We start from the raw sequence: 4,297 nt of genomic DNA, 5'->3' as shown, positions 1-4,297 counted from the left end.
GGTATCGTTTATAAAAGTACCGCCACCGTTTTGATACTGGGCCTGCAGGTTGTTATCGGTTTTAACATAACTCGATTTTAGCCCGGCCTCAAACTTCATAGTTTTGTGGAAGGGCAGGGTATAGTCAACCTTTTCGGTATTAATGATAATGTTTGATGGCGATTGGTTTCGCTGTATCAACGGCGGGTGTTCAGTGGTTAAGTTGCTAAATAAGTAGTAGTTGTTATATACGGCGTTGTTGGTATTGGTAAAGTTGGTATAATCAACATCAAAACTGATGTCCTGGCCAAGGCTGTCTATGTGGTATTTATCGTTCAGGTCGAACTCGTAGTTGTGATAGGTTTGGCTGATGGTCGATGTGGTGTTTTGCAATGAGTCTGTAATACCGGGTTGCGAGCCTATCACGGTGTTGTTTACGTTATTGTCGTTTTCACCGTTAAAATAACCGCTGAATAAAAGGCCGACAGTATTCTTTTTGCCCATATCATAATCAACACCTAAACGGTAAGTGTTATTATAGTTGGTTGACGGCATAAATGTATGTTGTGTAAAATAGGTTTGCTTGCCCGATGTATCTATTATTCGGTCGATATAAAGGTTGTTCGCACGCTCCCTGCTGCCTATGCTATATGAGCCGTAAAAGTTGAGGTTACCTTCTTTGTGATTGAGCGAAATGGAGGTGTTGCCCTTGGGATAGATACCGATAGCCCCGGTAGCCACTATTGAGCCGTTGGTGCCAACCGAGTTGTTCTTTTTCAGGATGATGTTGATGATACCCGAATTGCCCGAGGCATCATATTTGGCCGATGGGTTGGTGATTACTTCGACAGACTGGATGTTATTTCCATCGGTGGAATGCAGGAGGGTTGCCAACTGGGCCGCCGAAAGATGTGTAGGCTTGTCATTGATCATTACGGTAACCCCTTGTTTGCCATTCAGGCTGATGTTATCGTCTTTGTCCACCGTAACGCCCGGTGCACGTTCCAGTATCTCCATGGCATCGTTACCCGCAGCCAAAACACTGTTTTCCACATTCATTACCATACGGTCTAACTTACGCTCGATGAGCGGCTTGGCTGCGGTTACCGATACTGCATTTAATGTCTTTGCTCCCGCGGTTAATTGAATAGCGGGCATGTTAATATTCTCTTGGCTGACTGTAACCGGCTTGCTGTAAGCTTTTAAAAAACCTACAGTACTCACACGTACCAGATATTTTCCCTGATTAAGGTGCTCAAAAGTATAAATCCCGGCTTCGTTTGTAATGGCGCCTTTCACTACCGACGAGTCTTTTGCCTTCAGCAATGCTACAGTAGCGTAAGATAGTGGTTGCTTTTTGTCGTCCAACACGGTGCCCGATATTTTTGCCGTGGGCTTAACCGCCTGGCCTATTGCAGCACCAGCCTGCAACGCAAATAATGTTATAAGGAATAGTTTGTAATGTGTCTTCATAGCTAAAATTTTGACATAGTAAGCCTGATAAGGGCAAAAACGCCCTTTTCGGTTCACTTTTAATAAGTTATTTTGTTATTTCGTCAGTATTGATAGTAAGATGAAATAAACCGGGAAAAGGTTACACTGAAAAGTAAACTTTTTAATCGGCAATGTAAGGAAAGATTTTTTTGATGCCATTTGACGGTATAAAATGCAGCGTGTTTTGCAGGCCCTGCACAATAGGATTTGGCTGGGCACGCAACAACTCTTTTTTGGCTTTTATTATCCAATAGCTTTGCAGTTTAGCGGGAACCGAAGCCCGGCATTCATAAAACTTTTGTTTAGGCCCGCTTATACAAAGCAGGCCCAACCAAATAATAGTTATGTTTTTCATTTTGCAATGGGTTGTGGGATAACAGCCGGTACTGAAAACAGGGTATCAACTTTGCAGCCTAAGCCACCATCTTCCAGCATAAACGGTGCCGATGTCCAATTCGGCTCTTTGTTTTTGTTTTTACAATCGCCAACATCGGTGTCGTTGATCAGGTAATTCAGGTTTTCATCAATAACCAATATTGTACCTACAGGAATTTTCAGGGTAAGCTTTACCCTTTGGTCGCGCCACAGTTTACCATGTGGTATTTGCAGGCTACGATCAAAGGTGAGCACCGAGTCTTTTTGTATAAAGTTGTATTTAACGCCGCGTGCATTTCTTAATGCATCTTCGTCATTTGCGCCCTGGGCGCTAAAACGTTCTTCGAGCACTATGTTGCGCTGGTCGGTCTTTTCAACGTATATGTCAACATTGCGCGGCATACCATTTTCACGGCTATCGTCATCCAGAATAATTCGGCCATCAAAATTACGGTCGATATCCATGCGCATGCTGTCTGCTTTTGTCAGGAATTTGATGTCGTTGAGCGTTAAGTGATAAACACCCGCCTTGTTGGGCTTGATATTGATAGTTTGAGTAAACGATTCGTTTACTTTAAACTGGTTTGCAATTTTAGCAGTATAGTAGATAACAATGCTCAGCGAACCTATCCAAACAATCAGTAATGTATACCCGGCCGATTTGTTGAGGCCAACCGTATTGAAAACCACTTTGAGCGTAAGCGCGGCAATGGCAATGATTGGGATAACCACTAAGGCAAAGGCACTAAAGAATATCATGCTGTTGTGGCCGTTATTGGGTGCGATAATGGTGAAAGGAAACAGATGATAGATATCATGGCTGTAGCCTAATATAGCGATAAACCCCACCAATGCGGCTATAAAAAACCCAAAGCATATCATCAGGATGATTACCCCGAACATTTTAAGCAATACCCGCCCAAAACCCTGTAAAAAAAACCAAAATGATGCAAAAAATCACCAAAAAAATCGCGGGCCTTATACACAAAGGGGCGTGCTTCTGTACCTGCGCTCTTAAATGTGGCGTGCACGTTCTTTAATTCCTCTTCAAAGTTGCGTTTAAAACCTTCCAGGTTTAGTTTCTCGCCCTTCATGGCCATCCTGTCGGTTCGGCTTTCGGCTTTCGGTACCACTATCCATAATATAATGTATAGCATAAGCCCCGTGCCGCCAAAACAAAAGGCAATGGCAAAGGCAATGCGTATCCAAACGGTATCCATATCAAAGTAGTTAGCAATACCTGCGCACACACCGCCCAACAAATGGTCATCAGGGTCGCGAAACAGCTTTCGGTTATCCGTATATGTTTGATAACCGGCAAAACCATCCTTATGGTCGGCGCCCGATGTTTCAAAATCCTCAACAGTGCCCATCTGCGCAATAATGGCAGCTATATCGCCGGCAACTACCACCATCCTGTTTTCGCGGGTAAGCATATCGCACAACATCTCGGCAATGCGGTTTTCAATGTCGGTTGTAATTTCCAGGCTGTCCTCTGCATTGGCAAAGTGACGCTTCACATCCGTCATGTAATTTTTTAGTACTTCGTAGGCATCTTCTTCTATATGGAAGATGATACCGTTTATATTGATAATGATGGTTTTGTTCATGATATGTTTTTGTGATCAGTGTTTTTCTATTTTCTGCCTTCAAGTGCGGTTTGCACCGCGAACGATAGTTCGGACCATGTTGAATCCAGTTGCTCGAGCACTTTACGCCCTTCGGCCGACAGTACATAATATTTTCGCGGCGGGCCCGACGTCGACTCCACCCAATTATACGTCAGTAGCCCGTTATTCTTCAACCGGGTAAGCAAAGGATACAACGTACCTTCCACAACCAGCATCCTTGCCTTTTTAAGGTCGGCTATAATATCCGATGCATAGGTCTCGCCTTTTGATATAATGGAGAGGATACAGTACTCCAATATCCCCTTCCGCATCTGTGTTTGTGTGTTCTCTACAATCATAATACAAAGATATATGTTTAAGATTGTATTATGCAATACATAGTACTAAAAAATTAAAAGAAGTGTTATTTTTATCATTTTTTTAATCAAATAATTAATTTATAACCAATCTTTTAAATTTATTGGGTTTTTGTCGTCAATAATTTAAAATTTATGACTAAAACGACATTTTTAGCGGTTTTTTTTCACATTATTACAGCATGTTATAGTCTATAAACTACCGTTTTTGTAAAAAAATGAAGTTTGTTTTGTGTTTTCACTTGATAATTTGATTTTGTAACATTACTTTTATAATTAATTAACTATTAACTGATCTTATTTATTAACGAACATGAAAAAACTTTTACTATTAAGTTTGTGCTTTCTGTTTTACTCAATGCAGATTTTTGCACAAAATCGTACCATAAGGGGTACGGTTACAGACAAGGAGGACGGAGGCCCGCTTCCCGGGGTTACCGTAAAGGTTAAAGGTGGGGCACT

At 41.9% G+C, this 4,297-nt stretch carries 5 protein-coding genes; all 5 read right to left on the bottom strand.

What is annotated here, in order from left to right; translation table 11 throughout:
* A partial coding sequence (locus QZX97_RS16030; protein ID WP_295664793.1) for an outer membrane beta-barrel protein occupies positions 1–1,452 on the bottom strand: 1,452 nt, incomplete at its 3' end.
* A 142-nt stretch (positions 1,453–1,594) separates the two neighbouring features.
* Positions 1,595–1,828 carry a hypothetical protein gene (locus tag QZX97_RS16025; protein ID WP_295654402.1) on the bottom strand — a complete coding sequence of 78 codons (234 nt, stop codon included), beginning with the start codon at positions 1,826–1,828 and terminating at the stop codon, positions 1,595–1,597.
* Positions 1,825–2,751, bottom strand: a complete 927-nt coding sequence (locus QZX97_RS16020) for a hypothetical protein (RefSeq protein WP_295654403.1) — start codon at positions 2,749–2,751, stop codon at positions 1,825–1,827. Before QZX97_RS16020 ends, QZX97_RS16025 begins: the two co-directional genes overlap by 4 nt.
* Complete coding sequence (locus QZX97_RS16015; protein ID WP_295664791.1) at positions 2,739–3,458, bottom strand: PspC domain-containing protein; 720 nt, start codon at positions 3,456–3,458, stop codon at positions 2,739–2,741. The genes QZX97_RS16020 and QZX97_RS16015 overlap by 13 nt, the downstream gene beginning before the upstream one ends.
* 26 nt (positions 3,459–3,484) lie before the next feature.
* On the bottom strand, positions 3,485–3,817 hold the full coding sequence (locus QZX97_RS16010; protein WP_295654405.1) for a PadR family transcriptional regulator: 333 nt from the start codon (positions 3,815–3,817) through the stop codon (positions 3,485–3,487).
* Positions 3,818–4,297 lie beyond the last annotated feature (480 nt).

This window comes from uncultured Mucilaginibacter sp. (assembly GCF_903893715.1).
Classification (GTDB): domain Bacteria; phylum Bacteroidota; class Bacteroidia; order Sphingobacteriales; family Sphingobacteriaceae; genus Mucilaginibacter.
This window is presented reverse-complemented; position numbering and strand designations above follow the sequence as displayed.

What these genes read in the sequence shown, in the direction of transcription:
- QZX97_RS16025 (WP_295654402.1), bottom strand. Translation starts at nt 1,828, where the DNA reads ATGAAAAACATAACTATTATTTGGTTGGGCCTGCTTTGTATAAGCGGG.
- QZX97_RS16020 (WP_295654403.1), bottom strand. Translation starts at nt 2,751, where the DNA reads ATGTTCGGGGTAATCATCCTGATGATATGCTTTGGGTTTTTTATAGCC.
- QZX97_RS16015 (WP_295664791.1), bottom strand. Translation starts at nt 3,458, where the DNA reads ATGAACAAAACCATCATTATCAATATAAACGGTATCATCTTCCATATA.
- QZX97_RS16010 (WP_295654405.1), bottom strand. Translation starts at nt 3,817, where the DNA reads ATGATTGTAGAGAACACACAAACACAGATGCGGAAGGGGATATTGGAG.